The sequence below is a fragment of the Thalassotalea montiporae genome (genome assembly GCF_053485855.1).
In genome coordinates, this window is record NZ_JBQRUO010000002.1 from 47,721 (window position 1) to 67,427 (window position 19,707).

Genomic DNA, 19,707 nt, shown 5'->3' on the forward strand with positions numbered 1-19,707 from the left:
CTTACTAACTGCTATTTGTTTAAGCCAGCACTCTCAGCAATTCGCGAGACTAATTCGCTAAAGCCAATTCCTGCTGCTTGCGCCGCTTTGGGTACCAGTGACGTTTCTGTCATCCCAGGTACTGTATTAACTTCCAATACTTGCCAATCACCTTGTTCATTGCGCATCACATCAACGCGTCCCCAGCCTTGGGCGTCAACTGCATCAAAGGCCTGCTTCGCTAATGCTTGTAAGGCGTGCTCATCTTGCTCAGGTAAACCGCTTGGGCAATGGTATAAAGTCGAATTACTTTGGTATTTCGCCTCGTAATCATAAAACTCTCGCGGCGTCTCCATATGAATCGCTGGCAATGCGGCATCACCTAAAATCGAGACGGTATACTCTGGGCCATGAATCCAAGCTTCAACTAAAACACGCTCGTCAAAGCCAAAGGCTTCAATCAATGCATTTTCCAGTGCCTTAGCATTAGTAACTTTTGCCATCCCAATGCTTGAGCCTTCTTTAGCCGGCTTAACCATAGCGACACCGCCTAGCTCAGCCAACACAGCTTCACAATCAGCCATGTCAAATTGCGCTTGTTGAATCACTTTAAACGGCGCGGTTGGTAGCCCTTGAGCAAGCAACACTTGCTTGGTACGCACTTTATCCATACAAAGCGCCGAACCTAAAACACCAGAACCTGTGTAATTGAGTCCCATGACCTCTAAAGCACCTTGCAGGCAACCATCTTCACCACCACGACCATGTAAAGCGATAAACACACAATCAATATTTTTCTCAGCTAATGCTGAAAGCGGTACAGATTTGGTATCAACCAATTCAACGTGATAGCCGCTTTGCACTAAGCCATTGGCAATTGCTTTACCTGAGTTCAGTGACACTTCGCGTTCTGCTGATGTACCGCCATAAAGCACGGCAATATTCTTAGTGATCGTCATTAGCCATGCTCCTTGTTAGATGTAGTACTTTGCTTAAGATTGAGTAATGGGCTAACCGCTAGTGAACGAGCCACTGCACCAATGTTGCCGGCCCCTTGAGTGATCACCATGTCATTTTCTTGCAGTTGCACGGCTAATAGCGATGGCAGCTTGTCAACATCTGAAACATAAACTGGCTCTAATTGGCCACGTTGACGAATAGCACGCGCCAATGATTTGCTATCTGCGCTCGGAATACTGGCTTCGCCAGCACTGTAAACATCAAGTAGGAATAAGCTGTCGACTTCTGACAACACTTCAACAAAATCTTCAAATAAATCACGGGTGCGCGAGTAGCGATGCGGTTGAAACACCATAACTAAACGTTTATCTGGCCAGCCATTGCGCATGGCTTTAATGGTCGCTTCCACTTCTTTTGGATGGTGGCCGTAATCATCCACTAGCACCATATCGCCAGCTTCAGTGCTAAGATCAGCAAGCTGCTCGAATCGACGCCCTATACCTTCAAATTCACTTAACGACTTAGTAATTGCGGCTTGATTAACGCCTTCATCATGAGCAACGGCAATCGCTGCTAAGGCATTTAACACATTGTGCTCACCTGGCAGATTCAGCGTAACATCGAAATTGGTTTCGTTATTAATAACCACATTGAAGCGACTTTGACCTGCAGATTGTTCAAAATCTGTCGCGCGAATATCGGCGTCTTCACTAAAACCATAAGTGATCACTTGACGCGCAACTTTTGGCAATAATTCGCGCACTACAGGGTTATCAATGCAAAGCACAGCAATGCCGTAAAATGGCAGGTTATGCAAAAACTCTAAGTAAGTGTCTTTAAGTTTTTCGAAATCGCCGTCATAAGTTTCCATATGATCCGCGTCAATATTGGTGACCACGGCTACCATTGGTTGTAAGTGCAAGAAGGAAGCATCTGATTCATCTGCTTCAGCCACTAAGTAGCGACTTGAACCTAGTCTTGCATTAGTACCAGCGCTGTTAAGTAAGCCGCCAATTACAAACGTTGGGTCAAGCTCGCCCTCAGCTAAAATGCTGGCAATAAGGCTCGTTGTGGTGGTTTTGCCATGAGTACCCGCAATAGCAATACCGTGGCGGAAACGCATTAGCTCGGCTAGCATCTCAGCGCGGCGTACCACAGGAATACGCTGTTCAAATGCCGCAGTGATCTCCGGGTTAGTTTTGTCAATGGCGGTAGACACGACAATCACGCTAGCGCCATTAATATTTTCTGCTTGATGGCCAATGTGCACTTGTGCGCCTAAGGCAACCAAACGTTTTACTACAGCATTTTCAGCGATATCAGAGCCACTGATTTGATAACCTTCATTTAATAGCACTTCAGCGATACCGCCCATGCCTGCGCCGCCTATCCCAACAAAGTGGATTTGCTTAACGCGGCGCATTTCAGGCACCTTAATCAGCGTATTTGCTTTATTCATTTCACTCACAGTGCTACTTACTACTTTATTCTTATCCATGTGTGACTAACCCCTTACAAGCATTAGCCACTTTAACTGTTGCATCAGCATGCGCAGCATCAAGCGCAGCTTTTGACATATTGCGCACCACAGTGTCTGAGCTGAACATGCTGTTGAGCATTTGTGCTAGCGTGGTGCCGTTAAAATCTCGTTGTGCAATTAGCTTGGCAGCACCGCGGCCAACTAAATATTCAGCATTCTTGGTTTGGTGATCATCGACGGCATGAGGAAGCGGCACAAAAATCGCAGGCTTACCTGCCATCGCAAGCTCAGAAACGGTTAACGCACCAGCGCGGCACACTACGATATCAGCCCAGTTATAAGCCTCGGCCATATTGTCGATAAATTCAGTCACTTTGGCGCGCTCACCCGTCAGCTCATTTTGCTGATAGGCTTTTTGCACTTGCTCGGCATTACCTTTACCGGTTTGATGCCAAACATGAATATGCTGCTGTTGAATTTGTTTCATGGCCGCTGGAACCGTGTCGTTAAACACTTTTGCTCCTAGACTACCGCCAACAACAAGCACTTTCTTACTGGTGGTTGGCTGCACTGACACCACTTGCTCAAGCTCAACCATTTCCTTGCGCAGTGGGTTGCCGACGACATCCGCTTTGACTTTCGGCGCAAATGCTTTTGGAAAAGCGCATAACACACGTTTAGCGAGCTTTGATAAGTAGCGATTACTCATCCCCGCAACGGCATTTTGCTCGTGGAGCACTAGCGGCTTACCGAGTAACCAAGCGGCAACTCCGCCAGGAGCACTGGCGTAACCGCCCATTCCTAAGACAACATCGGGGTTGATACCGCGAATAACTCGGATAGACTGCCAAAGTGATTGCAATAATTTAAACGGCAGCTTGACCAGCTCTTTCCAGCCCTTGTTTCTCAGACCAGCAATATTAATAAAGGAAATGGGGTAACCGTGCTGAGGAACAATATCGGCTTCCATTCGCTTTGCTGTACCAAGCCAGTGAATGTCCCAGCCTTGTTCTTCAAGCGCTTTTGCAACGGCAATACCAGGGAAGATATGGCCGCCAGTACCGCCGGCCATCACTAATAATTTAGGTTTGTTGTTCGCGACAGAAGTGCTAGACATCAAGCGCTCCTTGTTCTGGTGTGCTCTTGCTAAGGGCTTTGCTCATCGCTTTTGGCTTGCTAGTAGATTTGCTCGCTGATTTGCGATTTGAACTTGTCGCCTGCAATGATTGCAGTCTTAGTTCATGATCGATACGCAGCAACACTACAACCGCAATAGTCATAATAATGGTTGAGCTACCACCATAACTGATCAGTGGCATAGTCAACCCTTTGGTAGGAACGATACCAGCGCTGGCGCCAACGTTTACCGCGGCTTGGAAGCAGAACCAGATACCAATACCATAGGCAAAAAAGCCTTCAAAATACTTTTCTTTGTTGATCGCTTTGCGACCTAGCAGTAATGCCTTAATCACTAAAATACTACTCAATACTAAAATGGCACTAATACCAATAAAACCAAACTCTTCCGCCAGCACTGCCATAACAAAGTCGGTGTGTGCTTCCGGCAAATATTCTAATTTTTGTATGCTATTGCCCAAGCCTTGACCAAACATTTCACCACGACCATAGGCCATTAACGACTGCGTTAATTGGTAACCACTACCAAAGGGATCTGCCCATGGGTCAAGGAAGCTGGTGACACGGCGCCAGCGATAGGGCTCAAAAATGGCGAGCAATGATAGCGCACCGACCCCAACCGTCGCAACTGCGATAAACTGCCATAATTTAGCGCCAGCTAGGAATAATAGGCCAAAGGTGGTGACAAACATCACAATGACGGTACCTAAATCTGGCTGAAGCAATAGCAACATTGCCAAAACACCAAATACAATCAATGGCTTAGCAAAGCCTTTGATGTTTTCCATCACTTCATCACGACGGCGCACTAAATAAGCAGATAAATAACAGAAAAAGAACAACTTAGCAGGCTCTGCCGCTTGAATAGTAATTGGCCCAAGTACAATCCAACGGGTTGAACCGTTTACCGTACGACCCACGGCTAAAACCACTAATAAAAGCGCAATTGCCAAGAGCAATAATTTACCACTGTTTTGGTGCCACCAACTCATGGGTATTTGCAAAGCAAAGCCTGCAATCAACAGACTCAAACCAATGTAAATACCATGGCGAAAAACAAAGTGAAATGGGTCGTTAAACAAACGCTCAGCAACCGGCATTGACGAGCTCGCCGCCATAATTAAACCAATGGTGTACATGGTCACCATCAAAATAATGTAGGAGCGATCAAAGGTGACATTCGCATTTGTTTCTACCTTCATCCAATTAGGCATAGACGACATGGCAGGCATGCTAAGCACTCGTAATGAGAAGTTAATCGCCATTAGCTCAACTCCTCACTTGATTTGCTGGCTACGTCAGCAATGGCCGCAGCGAAGGCGTTACCGCGCTCAGCGAAGTTAGCAAACATATCAATGCTGGCGCATGCTGGTGATAACATCACCACATCTCCTGCTTTTGCTTGCTTTTTGCAGTGAGCGACCGCTTGTTCGATTGAATCGACCGCTGTGCTATTTTCCGATAACGCTAAAATTTGCGGTTGATCTTTGCCAAGTGCGAAAACATGAGCAACATGCTCGGCAATTACAGGTACTAGCGGCGTAAAATCAGCGCCTTTGCCTTCACCGCCAGCAATTAAATACAACTTTTGGTCAGCAGCCAAGCTTGGTGCTAAGCCTTCAATTGCTGCGAGTGTCGCGCCAACATTGGTGGCTTTTGAATCGTTAATCCAACGAATACCGTCTTCACTGGCAACTGGCTGACAGCGGTGCGCTAACCCTTGATAAGATTTAATGGCTTCCAGCATTTTTACGATTTCCCAACCTAGCTGCTCGCCGATGGCAAGTGCAGCTAAACAGTTGGCAGCGTTGTGCAAACCCGCAATTGGTAATTCCGCTAAAGCCATCAGTGGCTGTTCACCTTTGGCCAGATAAGCTTTGCCTTGATGACTGATAACACCAAAGTTATCCCTGTTGATTTGGGAGCAGCTCGGTACAGCTTGGCTAAATGAACAAGCATTAATATCTGTAGTTGGCACAGTTGCGCTATCTTCAGCATTATATACGGCAAACTCAGCACCGTGATAAATACGCTGTTTAAGCTCAGTGTAAATCGCCATCGTTTTGTGGCGATCTAAATGATCATCACTGAGGTTTAAAACGCTTGCTACTAGTGGCTTTAAGCTACTGATGGTTTCCAATTGAAAACTTGAAAGCTCAAGAATTAACAACTCAGGAGATTCATTGATTGTATCAAGCACTGGTACGCCAACATTACCGCCAAGTTGGGTATCAACACCTAGCTTTTGGCCAATGTGATGCAGCAGATTAACCACAGTTGATTTGCCATTGGAGCCAGTAACTGCAACACAAGGTGTATCTTTTAGGCGGGCGTAAAGCTCAACATCACCCCATACCTGCGCCGAGGCACTAATGTTTTCAGCAATTTCCAGTAAGGTGATATCAACGCCTGGGCTGACTAATAAAATATCGGCTTGTGCAATGACTTCGCGATGCCATTGTCCCGTATAGAGCTGACATTCAGGGTAATTAACGGCAAATTCAGCAAAGGCCGGATGTTGCGCACGGCTGTCGTTAACTGCGCAGCTTAGCCCGTTGTTCGTTAAAAAACGAACAAACGACATGCCAGTCAGGCCAAGGCCTAACACGACAATGCGCTTATCTGCTAGCTGTGTTAACGATATAGATGACATCTGGTTACTTTGCTCTTTGCTCTTATTAATTAAAACCTGTTAGCTATCTCAGTTTTAAGGTGGCCAAGCCAACCAAAACCAAAACAATGGAAATAATCCAGAAACGCACAATCACGCGCGGCTCTGGCCAACCTTTTAATTCATAGTGATGATGAATGGGCGCCATTCGGAAAATACGCTGACCACGCAGCTTGTATGACCCCACTTGCAAGATCACCGAAACCGTTTCCATCACAAACACACCGCCCATAATCACCAGCACAAGCTCTTGACGCACAAGTACTGCAATAACGCCTAAAACTGCACCAAGGGCTAATGAGCCAACATCGCCCATAAAGACTTGTGCTGGGTACGTGTTAAACCATAAGAAGCCAAGGCCAGCGCCAACAATGGCAGTACAAACCACCACTAATTCGCTGGTTTGCGGAATGTAAGGGATATTTAGATACTCTGAAAAATTCACGTTACCGGTAACGTAAGCGAATACTGCAAAAGCACCTGCCACCATAATCGTGGGTACTATGGCTAAGCCATCTAAACCATCGGTTAAATTCACAGCATTACTGGTACCGACAATAACGAAGTACGCCATGGCGATATACAGTAGGCCTAATTGCGGCATCACATCTTTAATAAATGGCACGAGTAACGCTGTTTCTTCTGGTGACTGCGCTTGTGCATACAAAAATATTGCGGTACCTAAGCCAACCACGGTTTGCCAGAAGTACTTCCAACGGGCAATCAAACCATTTGAGTCTTTGCGGATCACCTTGCGGTAATCATCAACAAAACCAATCGCACCAAATGAAGCGACAACAAATAACGTAGTCAAAACATAGGTATTCGATAAGTCGCCCCATAGCAGCACGCTGGCAATGATTGACGCCAGAATCAAAATACCGCCCATGGTAGGCGTGCCTGATTTTGACAAATGGCTTTGCGGACCATCATCACGTACGGTTTGGCCAATTTGCATACGCTGCAAGGCGCGAATTAACTTAGGGCCAAAATACAGTGAAATTCCCAAAGCCGTTAGGGTGCTAACAATAGCCCTAAAGGTCAGATAGGAAAAAACATTAAATCCAGAAAAATATTGGGTGAGGTACTCGCCTAACCAATACAACATTACGAGTGCTCCTCAGCGGCGCGAGGTTTGCGCCAATTTATAATCTCATTTACCACGTGCTCCATATGAGCACTGCGCGAGCCTTTCACTAAAATAGAAATCGCGCGCTCTTCGTTAGCTAATTGCTGCTTAAGCGATGCTAACAACTGCTCTTTCGAGCTAAAATGCTGACCATCATCACCAAAGGCATCAGCCGTACTTTGGCTCAACACGCCAAGTGTTAATAATGTGTCTATTCCTTGTGTTTTGGCATGTTCTCCTACTTCTTGATGATAACTTCTGGCATCACTGCCAAGCTCTGCCATATCCCCAAGAATCAATACTCGGTAGCCTGGATAACTGGCTAGCAGCTCTGTTGCAGCTTTGATTGATTCCACGTTAGCGTTATAAGTGTCGTCGATGAGCTTACAGTTATCATCTAACTGATAAAGGTTTAAACGTCCTTTAACCGCCGACATTTCCGCTAGCCCGAGTTTGATGTCATCTAGGCGGGCACCACATTCAATGGCGATGGCAGCAGCAGCAACCGCGTTACAAACATTGTGTTTACCGGGTATTGTCAGCTCAATGTAGGTGCTACCAATATGTGTGTGTAACTTGAAGTTGGCGCAACCATTGTCGTCAAGGGTGACATTAGCGCTATAACAATCTGCAGCTTGCTCAGCTTTGACTATTTCATTTGCGCTTTTCTCATCTGCACTCTCTTTGCAAGAAAAACGTCGTACTTTTTTATCGGTTAAACGCCATTGCCATTTATCTGCCCATTTTGAGTCTTGGTTGTAAACAGCTACGCCACCTTCTGGAATACCTTCGAAGATTTCCCCTTTTGCGCGAGCAACACCACATAAATCGCCAAAGCCTTCTAAATGCGCGGCCGCAATATTATTGATGATGGCTACATCTGGCTTAACCAAGTTAGTGGTATAGGCAATTTCACCAATGTGATTGGCGCCCATTTCAATAACCGCAAAATCATGTTCATGACCTAAACGCAGTAAAGTCAGCGGTACGCCTATGTCATTGTTGAAGTTGCCATTAGTGGCTAGCACATTCCCGAGGCGCGATAAAATTGCGGCAACCATTTCTTTGACTGTGGTTTTACCGCTACTGCCAGTAATACCAACAGTTTTAGGCGCCGTTTGTGCTTTGACGTAAGCACCAATTTTTCCCAGCGCAATACGGGTATCAGCCACCACCACTTGTGGCAATGTTGTTTCAACTTGATGATCAACAATGACCGCCAAACCGCCTAACTCAGCAACTTGGCTCACAAACTTATGACCGTCAAAATTAGGGCCTTTGAGCGCTAAAAAAACTTGCTCTGCTGCTAATGCACGGCTGTCTGTGCTAATCGCAGAAATCGTAATATCAGCACCAATTAGTTTGCCACCTGTGGCACTGGCAATTTCTGATAAGGTTAAAGGGATCATTAGTGCTCTCCTGTCAGATATAGGCTTTCGACCAGAGCACGTTCACTGTATTCAATGATTTGGCCTGCTATTTCAATGGTATTCTCATGCCCTTTACCTGCTAACAGCACAATGTCATTCGATTTGGCGTGAGCGAGTGTAGAGCGAACGGCTTGTTGACGGTCGAGCATAACGGTGATTTTTTCCGCATGCTGACAGCCTGCTAAAATGTCGTTAGCGATCAGTTCAGGAGCTTCACTGCGCGGGTTGTCATTAGTGACCACGACATGATCGGCAAATTGCTCTGCAAATTGTCCCATTTGTGGGCGCTTGCCTTTATCGCGATCGCCACCGCAACCAAACACTACCCAAAGCTCGCCTTGGCAATGGTGACGACAAGCTTGCAAAGCATTGGCTAATGCATCAGGCGTATGAGCATAATCTACCACGGCAACGGGCTTATCTTTTTGATGGAATGCTTCCATACGCCCTTGGCTAGGCAACAACTTGGGAATGTTGGCAACAATGGCTTCAAGTGAAATATTTAGCGCTAATAAGCTGGCAATGGCTGCTAGTAAGTTATCAACATTAAATTCACCCAATAAATTGCTCTCAACCTTAGCGCTTGTTTTTTCTGTGACGGCGATAAAACTAACACCGCTTGGTGAAAGCACTATATCTTTTGCGCGTACAAAGCGCTGATGCTGAGTAACCGTATCACTTTTACCAAATGCTATACTTGGTTGTTTTAACTGCGCAAGCCAAGCTTGACCGTATTCATCATCACCATTAACGACGGCAATTTGCGCACTGGTATCACTAGCAGCGCCAGCAAAGATACTAAACTTGGCTTTGGCATAGTCCGCCATGGTTTGGTGATAATCCAAATGGTCGCGGCTTAAATTGGTAAACACCGCGATACTCAGTTGTTCAGCCGCAATACGACCCTGATCTAATGCGTGCGAAGAAACTTCCATCGCCACATGCGTTACCGACTGTTCGGCAAAGCTCGCTAAAATCTGATTCAGCTCAGTTGCACCTGGCGTTGTATTAGCAATTGGCGTCAGTGCCGGTAAGATACCAGCGCCTGTAGTACCTATCACAGCGGCTTGAACTGCTATGCTCTTGCCATCACTCTGGCCATAGCTTTCAGTACTCTTATCAGTTTGTTGATAAGCATCTTGCTGGCAAAGGTTGAGCAAGCTGGCGATCATTTGACTGGTACTGGTTTTCCCGTTAGTGCCAGTAATACCAATGAGGCTCAACTTATCTTGTGGGTATTGATAATAGCTCGCCGCCAATTCAAATAAACGTTGATTTAGCTGATAAAACTGTACAATTGTGACGTTTTCACGGTGTAGTTGATTGCCATGTTGCTGTGCCTGTTGGCATTCAGCTATCACTAAACTCGCTCCCGCCGCAATTGCTTGGTCGATATAATTGCGACCATCACTCGCAGTACCTATCACAGCACAGAACACATCACCTTGATTAACTTGACGGCTGTTATTGACAAGCTGAGCCGTCGCTAAAGGTGCAATGCTAATATCAAACTGAGCCAAGGTTTCTGCAATAGAGCATCCAGCAAACCCGGTTGGCATCAGTGGGGTTTGAGTAGCTGGGCTTTGATTTACAAGGTTAGACATTAGTATCTCCCTTGCGCTCAGCGCTTTTCACCACGCGTTGATTTTTCGATGATGAGTCAGGCGCTATATTTAACACCTGCAAGGTGCCTTTCATTACCCGTGAAAACACAGGCGCGGCAACATCACCACCGTGATATAAATCGCCACCTGGCTCATTAATTACAACAACCACTACTACTTCAGGGTTATCAATCGGTGCCATGCCGGCGAACAAGCCAACATAGTCATTACCATAACCGCCCGCAATCGCTTTAATACTGGTACCGGTTTTACCACCAACACGATAACCTTCTACTTTTGCTTTCTTAGCACCATTTTCCACCACGCCTTCAAGCATTGAGCGCAAATCTGCCGTTAATCGATTTGAGAAAATGCGCTCGCCTCTGGCTGGTGTATCTTGCTTTAATATCGTCAGCGGAATTTTAGTGCCGCCATTGGCGATCGTGGCGTATAAGCGCGTTAGTTGCAGTGGGCTAATTGCCAAGGCATAACCAAAAGATAAGGTCGCTAATTCAAACTGAGACCAACGGCTACGATCATGCATCATACCGCTGGTTTCACCGATTAGCCCAGTGCCAGTTTGCTCGCCAAAACCTACTTCAAAAAACTTATCTAGTAGAAATTCTTTCGGCATCGAAAGCACCAATTTAGCCGTGCCCATATTGGATGAGTGGATCAAAATTTCTTCCATGGTGAGATCACCACGATTAATTGGGTCGCTAACACGGCGGCCACCAAGACGCATCCAACCTGGATGAGTATCAACAATCGTACTTGCTTCTGCGACACCAAATTCCATTGCAGTTAGCAAGGACAGTGGCTTCATGGTTGAACCAGGCTCAAACATGTCAGTGATCGCACGATTACGCATTTTGTGCACTGGTGTGTTTGCACGGTTGTTCGGGTTAAACGATGGAGAGTTGACCATGGCGAGAATCTCACCGGTATGTACATCCGCAACAATCACAGAACCCGAGGTCGCCTTAAACGCAGAAACCGCGCCTTTGAGTTCGCGGTATGCCAGGGTTTGAATGCGTTGGTCAATGCTGAGCACCACATCTTTGGGTGGCTGCGCCTCTTCCACCGAGAGAATTTCAATTTTCCGCCCTTTGGCATCTTTGCGGAATTTCTTTTCGCCGCCAACACCGGTTAGCATAGTGTTGTAAACCCGCTCTATACCTTCGATACCTTTGTCATCGACATTGGTAAAGCCGACCACGTGAGCACTAATCTCACCCGATGGGTAAAAGCGTTTGGATTCTTTGCGTAGGTGAATACCGGGGATTTTTAACTCTTTAATATAGTTTGCCATCACTGGCGACACTTGGCGCTCAACATAAACAAAGCGTTTGTTTGGGTTGCGAACGATACGACTGGTGAGTTTGTTAACGTCTTGATCTAACACATCTGCCAATGCTTGCCAGTGTTCACTCATGGCTAACGCATTGTTATCCATCACAACTTTCGGATCTGCCCAAACAGTTTCAACCGGCACACTTACCGCCAGCTCACGGCCATTGCGATCGAGTACAGAGCCACGTTGAACTTCACTGGCCGCGGTTCTTAACGAGCGCATATCCCCTTGCTTTTTCAACATGTCAGGCTCAAACACTTGGATATAAGCCGCGCGAGCCATTAGCGCTAAATAGATAGCTACCACCACCGCCAGCACAACGTAAAAGCGCCAAGCAACTGTGCTCGGTTTTTGATTAGCTTTATTTCGTTTTACCTTAGCTGTCATGGTATGGTTAACACTACTTCCGAATTTGCGTCTGGTCGTTGCATATCCAGCATTTTTGCTGCTTTGCGCTCAATCACGCTATGCTCTGCCAAACTATTCTGTTCTATTAATAAATTGCGCCATTCAATGTCTAATTCATCGCGCTCGGTCAACAACACTTCCAATTCACTGGTGGTTTGTCGATTAACGTGAGTGAAGTAAATCACCGCAAAAGCAGACAAAACTACTGCAACCAGCAATACATAGGTAAACAGGTGTTGTTGAATATCGTGATAAATATCAACAACTAATGCAGATTTCTTAGTCGCCATTAGCTATTTGCTTACCTTAGTTCAATAGCTGCTTAGCTGTCTGCTAGGCGCTCTGCAACTCGCAACACTGAGCTACGAGCTCTAACATTACGTTCAATTTCTGCCTTACTTGGTTTGGTTTTACGACCTACCAAGCTAAGTTTTTTCCCTTTTTGTAATTCTGCCTCACTCACTGGCAATCCTCTTGGCACCTGCTTTCCTTGCGAGTGCTTGCGCATAAACTGTTTTACTAATCTGTCTTCCAATGAATGAAAGCTGATAACAACTAGTCGACCACCGGGCTTTAACACGTTAAGCGATGCTGCAAGTGCTTGTTCTATTTGGTCAAGCTCTGAATTGATGTACATGCGGATCGCTTGAAAACTGCGCGTTGCTGGATGCTTTTTAATTTCGCGCTGTGGTGCTACCGTTTGAATAAGCTTGGCCAACTGACCAGTGCGGGTTAGCGGGTTTTCTTCACGACTGTCGACAATGGCATTGGCAATTCGCCATGCATGCTTTTCTTCGCCAAAGGTTTTTAATACCCAACTTAAGTCTTCAACATCAACACGTGCTAACCACTCGGCTGCTGTTTCGCCACGCGTGGTATCCATACGCATATCAAGCGGGCCGTCATTCATAAAGCTAAAGCCACGCTCAGCTTCGTCTAACTGCGGTGAAGAAACACCTAAATCAAATAAGATGCCATCAACTTGTCCAATCACTTCTCGACGCTCAGCAATACCCTGCAATTCAGCAAAGCCAAAATGTTCTATCGAAAAACGATCGTCGTCGCCGTACTGCTTTGCCGCCTCAATAGCGGTCGGATCGCGATCAATAGCAATAAGCTCACCGTTATCGGCTAATTGGGAAAGAATTTGTCCCGAGTGACCGCCTCGACCAAAAGTACAGTCGATGTATCGGCCATTTGGATCAATGGCGAGGGCTTCGATTGCTTCATCAAGCAATACGGATATGTGTGAACTTTGCTCAGGCATTTTCGTTATAGTGTTAAATCAAGTAATCTTTCAGTTAATTCGATTTCGCCTGCTTGGATCTGGCTAATGCCTTGTTGCATTCGCTGTTGCCAAGCCGATTCACTCCAAATCTCAAATTTCTTTAGCTGGCCGACCAACATCACGTTCTTTTCTAGGGCAGCGTGTTGGCATAACGGGCCATTGATCAAAAGGCGACCACTTTTATCCATTTCACAATCGGCGGCATTGCCAAGTAATACTTGTTGAAATAGTCGCTCGCTTCGATCCATTGAGGACAAAGCGCAGAGTTTTAATTCAATTTCTTCCCATTCAGGAAGCGGGTAAAGTAATAAACAAGCTTGTTGAACATCAACGGTGCACACCATCTTGCCCTGACAGTCAGCAATAAGCTCCTCGCGATACCGAGTTGGTATCGTGATGCGTTTTTTGCTGTCGAGCGTAATTGCGCTGGTGCCTCTAAACACGTTTGCCTCTAACTATGCGTTGTCACATAAGTCTGATTATTTTCAGAGAATCTTATCCTTGAACTGAACCACGTTTTTGCAGCTTAATTCCCTAAGGATCCACGATTCCCCACTTTTTCCCACATTTATACAGTTTAGAGACTTGAGTAAACCTATGTCAAGCAAAGAATAGGTTATTTGATCTTGCTATAAGCCAGAAAAATTAAGCGATAGAGCGAAGTTGATGATTCTGTGGAGTTTTGTGGATCGCTATCCCAAATAATTAGGTGTTTAATGAAAATCTGAGGATAAATTGCACTACTGAGGATATAAACAGGAGATAATAACCTCAGTAGTGGAGCGTATATTGTTAACGTTAAAACTGCTAACAACTAAAAACTAAGTAGGGGTGAGGTTTTATACTCACGTTTAACTTTTCTTGCAGGGCAAACGCCTGCTCTGAATAGATCCCCAACTGGCGAATCGCCAAAGGGGTTGATTGGTCAATGCTTTGTAAGTGATAGTGAAAGCCATGCTCAGCAACGCTAATATGAACTACTTCCATATTCGCTTCTTCAGCACGAGTGAAAGCGATTTGATTCGGTTTAACTAGCAGCTGGTGAATATCGCCGCTTGCAGTACCTTCACTACCCTGTACTTGTGCATGTTCATATTCGTGCTCGCCCAATGCACTCGTCAGGCACTTTCCATTGACTTGACATGGCAACCAGCTACCTAATTGGAGAAAATCGGCAACGTGATAATTTGCAGGCGCTTGGCAGATTTCAGCTGGGCTGCCAAATTGTAATATTCCCCCCTGTGCCATCACCGCCATTTTATCGGCAAAGGTAAACACTTCATCCTTGTTATGGGTGACAAAGATCGCGGTGATCTTTAATTGTTTGAACAATTGGCGTAGCTCTAACATCAATGATTGGCGAAGGCGTGCATCAATATTAGAAAACGGCTCATCTAGCAGCAATAACTTAGGCTGTGGGGCGATCGCTCTGGCAATAGCAACCCGTTGCTGTTGTCCGCCCGATAGTTCGTGTGGGTAACGCTGATTAAAACCGGTTAGTGCTAACAGTTCGAGCATCTGGTTAACGCGCTCATGCTGCTCAGATTTGGGCAGTTTACTTATCCCAAAGGCAATATTTTGTTCGACTGTTAAGTGCGGAAATAAAGCATAGTCTTGAAAAATCATACCGACTTGGCGCTTTTCCGGCGCCAGCATGTTTTTCGGGTTAATAGCGGCTTTACCCGCGATGGTGATGTCGCCACCTTGCTGAGCAATAAAGCCTGCAATCGTATTGAGCAAGGTCGTTTTACCACAACCACTTGGGCCAACTAAACCAAGGATCTCGCCAGCATGCAATTCAAACGCAATATCTTGCAATATGGCTTGTCCAGCAAGGGTTACATCTAGCTGGCTCACAGTTAAAAGTTCAGCGTTTACGTGATTAAGTTGTGACATCAAATTCTAATTTCTTTCTAAAGTAACAATATTAGTCATGCTTTAAAGTAATCGAATGACTAACTAATAGGCTAACTATTAAACTGACTAATGCTTATTTTTGTTAAGCCAAATGATCGGTATCAAACCAAACAATACAATAAAAATTGCACCTATTGCCCCTTGCTCCAAACGTTCATCTGAGATGAGCTGATAAATAAAGGTACTTAAAGTCTCAAAATTAAAAGGTCTGAGCAAAAGCACCGCTGGCAACTCTTTCATCGCCTCAACAAAAACTAATAGCCAGGCGACAAATACTGAACTTTTTAAAATTGGTAGGTGCACTGTTCGGATCGTCGCCAATAAACCTACACCCAAACTTGCCGGTGCCTTATCAATTGAATGTGGAATTTTGCCAATACCCGCGCTTATTGTGCCGTTAGCAATAGCAGCAAAACGGACAACAAAGGCAAAGATAATCGCGAAGGTTGTACCTGATAAAATCAACCCCGGCTTCGACCAATCTAACCATGCGGCCGTATCATTGAGCCAATGGTCTATCGGGCCAAATGTCGCCATTAGCGCCATCGCAAGCACAGTACCTGGCACAGCATAGCCAAATCCCGAAATTTGTAGTGGCAAATGATTTACCGATTTTGGGTAAAAACGATGAAACAGTGCCAAAAGCAAAGACAAAGCAACGGCGGCGGTTGCCGCATAAGCTGAGATTTTCAACGTTTCCCAGCCAATTTCTGCTAGCTGGCCTAATTGATCTAGCTGAGCATAATCAATTGCCATGGCGATCAGCAAACCAAAAGGCAAAGCAAAACCTAATATGACTAACAACCAACAAAAGACAAGCCCCATCACTTGCTGCCCAAACGATAAAGCCAATTTATCGTTAGAAAAATTAGGGCGATTCGATTGATGCCTCTGCCCCGCTCGACTTTTTTGCTCCGCAACGACAGTAAATAGCACAAAGAGCAGCAACACACTCGCCAGTGCATTAGCCGCGGCCATATCACCATAGCCCAACCAAGTATCATAAATAGCGGTGGTTAATGTATTAACCGCAAAATACTGCACCGTGGCAAAATCAGCGATGGTTTCCATCATCACTAAAGTGACAGCGACCATGATTGCAGGCCGAGCCAAAGGTAAGGCTATTTTTAACATTGCCTGACGTGCTGATAACCCTAACGTACGTCCAGCTCTGAGCAAGCTAGTATCTTGCTGCTCAAGCGCAGTACGAGTCAGCATATAAACGTACGGATACAATACCAGCGCTAAGACAAATGCAGCACCTTCAAGCGTGCGTAAATCGAAAAACCAATAATCTGTTGGCGATTGCCAGCCAAAACTTGCTCTTAACAGGCGCTGCACAGGGCCCGCGTAGTCAAATAAGTCAGTATAAAGATAGGCAACCAAATAGGCAGGCATCGCAAGTGGCAATAATAGGGCCCAACGCAGCCATTTGGCGCTTATTAATTGTGTTTGACTAATGAGGAAGGCACTTGGCACGCCAAATAGCAATACCAATAGCGATACGTAAAACGTCAGTAATAAGGTATTGCTGATGTAGGTGGGTAATACGGTTTGCCAAAGATGAGAAAAAAGCTCACCAAAATTCCCTATGCTGGTAAACAGCATAACGAGCACTGGCGCTAATAGCGCCAGTGCAATTAGCCAACTAAGCGTTAGCCAAGAAGTGTTACGTTGACCAAATATCACAAATCAAATTTTGCTTGATCAAGTAATTTTAATGCAGCTTTACGATGGCTGGCGATCGTTTCTAGCGGTAAGTCATCAGCTTTAAAGTCGCCCCATGAAGCAACTAACGCAGATTTTTTCACACCCGCACGTACCGGATACTCCATATTAGTTTCCGCGTACATTTGCTGTGCCTTGTCCGATGCTAAGAATTCAAGTAAGGCTTTTGCAGCTTCTTTGTGCGGTGCGTATTTCGCAACGCCAACGCCTGAAATATTTACATGAGCACCGCGATTTGCCTGGTTAGGGAAGTTAATGTTTACGGCATCTGCCCATACTTTTTGCTTGTCGTCATTTAACATCTTGCCAAAGTAGTAGCTGTTGCCTAGCGATACATCACATAAACCTTGGTGAATGGCTTGCACTTGACCGCGATCATTACCTTGTGGCTTACGCGCTAAGTTTTTCTTTACACCTTCTAGCCATGCTAACGTTTTCGCTTCACCGTGTTCAGCAATCATTGAAGAAACCAGCGCGACATTGTATGGGTGCTTACCGCTGCGCGTACAAATTTTACCGCGGTATTTTTCATCGGCTAGGTCTTCGTAACTAATCGCCATATCACCTAAACGCTTAGCGGTATAAATGTTACGAACGCGAGTGGTTAAACCAAACCAAGAATTGTCTTGTGCTTGATATTGGCTTGGAATTGCCGCTTCTAATACGTCAGAGTTAACAGCTTGCAATAAACCTTTTTCTTGTAACTCAATTAAGCGACTAATATCGGTAGTAAGCAATACGTCTGCAGGGCTGTGCTCGCCTTCACGGGCTAAACGCTCTGCCATACCTTTTTTCGCGAATACGACATTCACTTTAATGCCCGACTGCTTGGTAAACTCATTAAACAAGGGCTCAACTAAGAATGGCTGACGGTATGAATATACGTTAACTTCGTCTGCCGATGCGCTAAATACAGGAGCGACAAGTGTTGCGGCGAACGCCGTTAAACCGATAATTTTTTTGATCATATTAAGCCTATGCAAGGTTATTAGTATGCTTAAGGATGTGATGGTGGCAAGAGTAATTAACTGCTTACTAGCTGTCAAGGGATTTGAGAACTATTCTCATTTATTCTACAAGGTCTCTGTTAGCCCTATCGCAATTAACCAAAATGCGAAAAATAATTTGAGCTTACGCGCCGACAAATAACTCACCAGAGATTTTGCTAAGATACCGCCGATCACAGCGCCGGGTCCAGCGAAAATAACCACTTGCCAATAGACATTGAAGATTATTAAGGTGTGCTGCCAAATTGCAGACCAAACAGTAAACGCTGAAACCACAACAGCGGCGGCAACGGCCATAGTGACATCAAAACGCCTAAGAATCAGATAAATCGCTAACACCTCACCTACCCCAACGGATAGCCAAGCCGTAATTGCGCCACCAAAGTAACCAATAGCGATAATGGCTAGGTAATCAAAATATTGCAGTTTGCTCGATTCGCGCTTTGGCTTGAGCAGATAAACGGTTGTCACAATAAATAAGCCAAGCACTAACGAGAACCAGCCAAAGCTTTGATGTAGGCTTGCTGGAGAGCTGACATTGGTGCCATAAATTGACCAAATACCCGCAATTGCCGCAATACTGGTTACCGCAATAATGCGTTTAAAGCCCTGCCACAACACCAAATCACGCTTTTCTTTATGGTAATGGTGATACCAAGTGAGCGCGCCTGCGGTCATACCAAAACACTGAATCGCAAAACTGGTGGCGATTGATTGAATCTCAGAAAATGACAAGTGGTTAAACATTGGGATAAATATTACCCCGCCACCTGCTCCTGTAGAGCTCGCAAAAATTGCCCCTAACACGCCCAGTAAGCTATAGCTGATGTATTCGCTTAGTTGGCTGACAGGAAATCCAGACAAGCCAACGAGTACCACCCAAAGTAATGTGAAAGGTAGTAAAAATTTCGCAGAGAAAAGTGGTGAACGCGTTTGAGTTGTCATTACTTCGCTACATCAATCAATGGTTATTGTCTGTTGGCTGCTACTCGTTCGTTGTTATTAGCTGGCAGCTTTGCTCTATTCTTCCGTAAATGTTTGCTCGTCTATAAAAGCGATGGCCTCAGCCGACAGCACACTTTTGGACAAGTATTGGCGCTGTTGCTCAAGGTGAATGATAAGGCCATGTTCGGTATGCTCTAACTGTTTAATACTCTGCCAGTGATAAATTTGTTCAATAAACGGCGAAGTTAACGCAATACCTTCGGCATTGACCTCTAGGTTAACCTGATTATTGCCACTTTTGCCTAATAGTTGGCGAGTAACCCACCACGCCCTGCCAAATCGAACACTCAGTGCTTCAATCACCGCTAAGGCAATTAAAAAGCTAGGCCAATAAGCACTGACATCAGGTACTGAAAACAATACCAAACCAATAACACAAAAAGCGATAGCCTTTTGATAAGCCTGCCATAACGACTTTTTAACTAGGGTTTGATCAAAGCACTCAGTGAGGTAAGTTTTATCCAGCGTAAACGTGGTTGTGTAATGAAAAGGTTCAGCCATAACATCTCAGTATTTATAAGGCATGCGAGTTAATATTGAGTGAATATTAACGAATATTCACTACCAAGCCTATTGTCTTGTGACAAAAATGCACTAAGGTGTAAATAAC

At 45.3% G+C, this 19,707-nt stretch carries 17 protein-coding genes; all 17 read right to left on the minus strand.

Features of this window, described 5'->3' with window-relative positions; all coding sequences use genetic code 11:
* Nucleotides 1-11 precede the first annotated feature (11 nt).
* The 17 genes from ACSLUR_RS06890 to ACSLUR_RS06970 all read right to left on the minus strand — a co-directional run bounded on the left by ACSLUR_RS06890 (nucleotide 12) and on the right by ACSLUR_RS06970 (nucleotide 19,598).
* Nucleotides 12-938 (minus strand): D-alanine--D-alanine ligase, encoded by a 927-nt coding sequence (locus ACSLUR_RS06890; protein WP_448553066.1) that lies wholly within the window; start codon nucleotides 936-938, stop codon nucleotides 12-14.
* Nucleotides 938-2,398 (minus strand): UDP-N-acetylmuramate--L-alanine ligase, encoded by a 1,461-nt coding sequence (gene murC / locus ACSLUR_RS06895; protein ID WP_448554336.1) that lies wholly within the window; start codon nucleotides 2,396-2,398, stop codon nucleotides 938-940. Before murC ends, ACSLUR_RS06890 begins: the two co-directional genes overlap by 1 nt.
* Before the next feature lie 31 nt (nucleotides 2,399-2,429).
* A complete protein-coding gene (gene murG, locus ACSLUR_RS06900; protein WP_448553068.1) occupies nucleotides 2,430-3,536 on the minus strand; it encodes an undecaprenyldiphospho-muramoylpentapeptide beta-N-acetylglucosaminyltransferase in 1,107 nt (368 codons plus the stop codon).
* Nucleotides 3,529-4,788, minus strand: a complete 1,260-nt coding sequence (gene ftsW, locus ACSLUR_RS06905; protein ID WP_448554338.1) for a cell division protein FtsW — start codon at nucleotides 4,786-4,788, stop codon at nucleotides 3,529-3,531. Before ftsW ends, murG begins: the two co-directional genes overlap by 8 nt.
* A gap of 32 nt (nucleotides 4,789-4,820) precedes the next feature.
* Complete coding sequence (gene murD, locus ACSLUR_RS06910; RefSeq protein WP_448553070.1) at nucleotides 4,821-6,209, minus strand: UDP-N-acetylmuramoyl-L-alanine--D-glutamate ligase; 1,389 nt, start codon at nucleotides 6,207-6,209, stop codon at nucleotides 4,821-4,823.
* A gap of 43 nt (nucleotides 6,210-6,252) precedes the next feature.
* Nucleotides 6,253-7,335 carry a phospho-N-acetylmuramoyl-pentapeptide-transferase gene (mraY, locus tag ACSLUR_RS06915; RefSeq protein WP_116017090.1) on the minus strand — a complete coding sequence of 361 codons (1,083 nt, stop codon included), beginning with the start codon at nucleotides 7,333-7,335 and terminating at the stop codon, nucleotides 6,253-6,255.
* Nucleotides 7,335-8,765 (minus strand): UDP-N-acetylmuramoyl-tripeptide--D-alanyl-D-alanine ligase, encoded by a 1,431-nt coding sequence (gene murF, locus ACSLUR_RS06920; RefSeq protein WP_448553073.1) that lies wholly within the window; start codon nucleotides 8,763-8,765, stop codon nucleotides 7,335-7,337. The genes mraY and murF overlap by 1 nt, the downstream gene beginning before the upstream one ends.
* Nucleotides 8,765-10,390 (minus strand): UDP-N-acetylmuramoyl-L-alanyl-D-glutamate--2,6-diaminopimelate ligase, encoded by a 1,626-nt coding sequence (locus ACSLUR_RS06925; RefSeq protein ID WP_448553075.1) that lies wholly within the window; start codon nucleotides 10,388-10,390, stop codon nucleotides 8,765-8,767. The genes murF and ACSLUR_RS06925 overlap by 1 nt, the downstream gene beginning before the upstream one ends.
* Nucleotides 10,383-12,131 (minus strand): penicillin-binding transpeptidase domain-containing protein, encoded by a 1,749-nt coding sequence (locus tag ACSLUR_RS06930; RefSeq protein ID WP_448553077.1) that lies wholly within the window; start codon nucleotides 12,129-12,131, stop codon nucleotides 10,383-10,385. The genes ACSLUR_RS06925 and ACSLUR_RS06930 overlap by 8 nt, the downstream gene beginning before the upstream one ends.
* Nucleotides 12,128-12,442, minus strand: a complete 315-nt coding sequence (ftsL, locus tag ACSLUR_RS06935; RefSeq protein ID WP_448553079.1) for a cell division protein FtsL — start codon at nucleotides 12,440-12,442, stop codon at nucleotides 12,128-12,130. The genes ACSLUR_RS06930 and ftsL overlap by 4 nt, the downstream gene beginning before the upstream one ends.
* 32 nt (nucleotides 12,443-12,474) lie before the next feature.
* Complete coding sequence (rsmH, locus tag ACSLUR_RS06940) at nucleotides 12,475-13,419, minus strand: 16S rRNA (cytosine(1402)-N(4))-methyltransferase RsmH (RefSeq protein WP_448553081.1); 945 nt, start codon at nucleotides 13,417-13,419, stop codon at nucleotides 12,475-12,477.
* A gap of 5 nt (nucleotides 13,420-13,424) precedes the next feature.
* Nucleotides 13,425-13,883, minus strand: coding sequence for a division/cell wall cluster transcriptional repressor MraZ (mraZ, locus tag ACSLUR_RS06945; protein ID WP_116001310.1), 459 nt, complete (start codon nucleotides 13,881-13,883; stop codon nucleotides 13,425-13,427).
* Between the two features lie 364 nt (nucleotides 13,884-14,247).
* The gene (locus ACSLUR_RS06950) at nucleotides 14,248-15,336 is read right to left on the minus strand and encodes an ABC transporter ATP-binding protein (protein WP_448553084.1); all 1,089 of its coding nucleotides are present in this window, start codon (nucleotides 15,334-15,336) and stop codon (nucleotides 14,248-14,250) included.
* An 87-nt stretch (nucleotides 15,337-15,423) separates the two neighbouring features.
* Nucleotides 15,424-17,046, minus strand: coding sequence for an ABC transporter permease (locus ACSLUR_RS06955; protein ID WP_448553086.1), 1,623 nt, complete (start codon nucleotides 17,044-17,046; stop codon nucleotides 15,424-15,426).
* Nucleotides 17,043-18,053 (minus strand): Fe(3+) ABC transporter substrate-binding protein, encoded by a 1,011-nt coding sequence (locus ACSLUR_RS06960; RefSeq protein ID WP_448553088.1) that lies wholly within the window; start codon nucleotides 18,051-18,053, stop codon nucleotides 17,043-17,045. The genes ACSLUR_RS06955 and ACSLUR_RS06960 overlap by 4 nt, the downstream gene beginning before the upstream one ends.
* A 105-nt stretch (nucleotides 18,054-18,158) precedes the next feature.
* Nucleotides 18,159-19,037 (minus strand): sulfite exporter TauE/SafE family protein, encoded by an 879-nt coding sequence (locus ACSLUR_RS06965; protein ID WP_448553090.1) that lies wholly within the window; start codon nucleotides 19,035-19,037, stop codon nucleotides 18,159-18,161.
* Between the two features lie 75 nt (nucleotides 19,038-19,112).
* Nucleotides 19,113-19,598 (minus strand): YcxB family protein, encoded by a 486-nt coding sequence (locus ACSLUR_RS06970; protein ID WP_448553092.1) that lies wholly within the window; start codon nucleotides 19,596-19,598, stop codon nucleotides 19,113-19,115.
* Between the last annotated feature and the right edge of the window lie 109 nt (nucleotides 19,599-19,707).